The sequence below is a fragment of the Candidatus Ruminimicrobium bovinum genome (assembly GCF_902760015.1).
In the GTDB taxonomy this organism is placed as follows: domain Bacteria; phylum Elusimicrobiota; class Endomicrobiia; order Endomicrobiales; family Endomicrobiaceae; genus Ruminimicrobium; species Ruminimicrobium bovinum.
In genome coordinates this window covers 1-3263 of record NZ_CACWEU010000257.1, presented here as the reverse complement: position 1 = coordinate 3263, position 3263 = coordinate 1, and the positions used below count along the sequence as shown (strand labels likewise).

Annotated in this window: 1 protein-coding gene; it reads left to right on the top strand. The window is 57.5% G+C overall.

The features are described from left to right. Positions 1-116 precede the first annotated feature (116 nt). Positions 117-3263 (top strand): hypothetical protein (locus tag ACMUOV_RS08520; protein WP_413854719.1); only part of this gene is annotated, 3147 nt, incomplete at its 3' end.

Below are 3263 nucleotides of genomic sequence, written 5' to 3'. Positions count from 1 at the left end.
TGTTCGCGCTCTCCGCATCTGTTGCCGGGAATGGGATACAGCTTTCGTGGCCTGCCGTTCCCGATGCGAGACAGTACACTATTTACAGATCGACGACCTCGGATCGCTCTGCCGCCGTGCAAGTCGCAGATCACCGGCCTTCCAAATTGGGCACCACCTTTCTGGACGAGACGGTCGCTCTTGCGCCCGGCACCACTTATTACTATTGGGTGGAAGCTATAGCGCTATGGGAGACGATCGGGTTCTCCAAGTGCTCGATCGTGTATGTGCCATCTGGGGACGAGTCGCCCGATCTGGGCTATGGCTGGTTGGACGGCTGGCCGCAGGCTGTGTTTTTGTCGGCGGAGACGGACAGCCTGCAGGCGGTTTCTTCGTTTGAGATCGGGACGAGCATCTATCTGAACATGGGAATCGAAAATTTCGGAGACGCGCCGATCGCAGCCCCGTTCGTCATCCGCTTTGAGTTGCGGAATAGCTCCGGCGCGCTGGTCGGCTCGCAAAGCGAACAGATGTCTCCCGCCTATGACTGGCAGCACGGAGTCACCTTTACCGATTGCGACCTCGATCTGCTTCAGGGGCTTCCTGTCGGCTCGTATGAATTGCGGGTGCTTCTGGACTTCGCCGAAGACATCGCCGAAGACGACGAGTCCGACAATGAATTCACCTACACGTTTGACATTGCGGCGGCAGGCGAGGTGAAGTACGCAGATCTCCGTTTCTACGGGCCAACCGACGTCTATTCAAGGATATTCTTCAATGGCACCGCCGATAGAGACGGCGCAGTGCACGTTATCGACGTGTCGCAAGCGGCGGGATGCTACATCCATTATGTCTATCTCAATGATGGCGATCTCAACATACGTACACATCACCAGGCCGGCTTCGAGATCAAGGACATTTACGGAAACGTGATCAAGCGTTTTACCGACGAGGGGTCCGCCGAACTGTCGGCGGGATACTTTATACGCGACTGGATGCGGGTTGACCTGTCGGGACTTGCGGAAGGGTGCTACAAGATGACCGTAAGGCTTGACGATAACGATAACATACGAGAGTCGGACGAGACAAACAATTCGGAAACGACGGCCATCACGATCCGGAATCCGGCGAACGCGCCCGCTTTGAACGATGCGCTTGGCGTTGGAAATGTCAGATTCTACACGAACGACGGCAGTCTGGTCTTCGCGGAAACGTGGGAATCGGCTGACGGGGTATCGGCCGTTCAATTGGGACCGTGTGACCATAGTTCTTCCGTGTCGCTCATGTCGGAAACATTCGAGGGGCCGGGCGAGCTGACGTTCTCGTGGCGTGCGTCAAGCGAGAAAAGGTATGATCTTCTTACCTTCCACGTCGACGATACTGCCGTTCTGACCAATTCAGGAACCACGGCTGGATGGACAACTGAGACGGTCAGGATAGGAAGCGGTAGCCATACGGTAAAATGGCGCTATTCCAAGGACAATATAGACGACAGGGGATTTGATTGTGGATGGGTTGATTGCGTGTCGTGGATCCCGGCCGGATCTCAGAAGCCAGGCGCACCTACCTTGCGATCCTTTTCGGGGAACGCAGATGGTATCAGCGTGAAATTAGACATGCCGCTCAACGCAGCCGGCTATAACATCTATCGGGCGACCGCAGCTAATCCGCCCGATCAGCCATGCCATTCATCCTTCGCGAGCGGCACTTCGGTAACCTTCCGCGATGAAACCGTCACGCCTGGCGTTGACTACTACTACTGGATGTCGGCATTTGACGGTGCCGGCGTGGAAAGCGATCTTGTCTATTGCGGCAAGGAATACAGGCGCGTCGTGCTTGATGTCGCCTGTGACGAGTACCGCTTCGATGCCTATGCGTATACAATGTCATGCGAAATTGAGTCTAACGTCTCAGAATGGTCGGCGCAACCATCCCACCCGTGGATCACTGCCAGCAAACTGACAAGCGAACTGTTGGGATTTTCCGTCCTCGCGAACAGCGACACGGAAGACCGCGATGGCTGCATAACCATAATCGCCGGTCTCCAGACGCCGCATCCGGCGACTAATATTGTTCAGATATTTCAGAGCGGGAATCCCGATGGAGGCCATACGTCGCCTCCCGGCCCGCCCGATCCACAGCCGTCAGCCGAGCTGTCCTTCGGCATTGGCGAGGTGTCTCATTTCTCTATCCCGAATGTGGGCGAGGCGACGCTCGTTGGCATCTCCAACGTCACGTGGGAATGCTTCTCCGGCACGGACGACTTTGGCACGCTCGTGTTTTCGGACGAGCGGATCGTCGATGCCGAAAAAAACGCTGGTGCCGCGATGAAGGACGATGACACGTGGTGCTACCCGTTGTCGGACATGAATGCCCTGTTCTGGACGGGCTGGGCGCAGAATTGCATGTCCTATGCCACCGTCGATGCGATGGCGGACTATTTCCGCGCAAATCCTGCGAAGCTTCGCCAATGGACTGTTTCTGCGGGGATGCCCGGCGGAGGGTATCCTGAAGAGGGGGAATACGGGTACGACGGGCTTTTTGATTGGTTCACGGAGACGACAGGCAGCGACCTGGCCCAGCATGTCACGTCGGGCCCGATAGATCGTACGTTTGGGGCGTCGATACGCAGTTTGCTGGACGATGGAAGCCATGTCATTCGTTTGGCCGTCTATTTTTCGCATACGCAGAACCAGAAGTGGAGTTGGTGCAATGCCTACGGGGGCGTCTCCCATGGAGTCTTGTGCGTAGGCTACGTGGCGGACAAGAGCAAGGCGGCAACCGATCCGACGAGCCTGAAGGCCTTGTTCATTGTTGATCCTGACAACGACCAGTCTTCTGGAGCAGGTGGTAGGTACGCGCCCAACGCGATAGCCTACTGTCCAGTTAGATGGGATAGCACGATTGGGGCGTACGTGATAACGGGCATCTGGGGGGAGGAGTCTGAACTGTGTGAACTTTCGGAAACAGATGGGTATCGAGCGCTGGCCAACTTGCAGACAGAAAGCTTTGATGGAACGGTGCTCGGCGAGGCGCTGGACGCGTCCGAGCTCGTCTACAGCGCGGGCGGTGACGCGCCCTGGTTCGCGCAGGCGGAGGTGACGCACGGCACGCCGTCCGCGATCCGGAGCGGGGCGATCGGAACCGGGGGCGGCACGTCGTGGATCGAGACGCAGATCGAAGGGACGGGGCAACTCTCGTTCTGGTACAAGTGCGAGACGTTCCAGGGGATGGACAAGCTCACGGTGACGATCGACGGCGCGGAGGCGGGGACGTATTCCGGG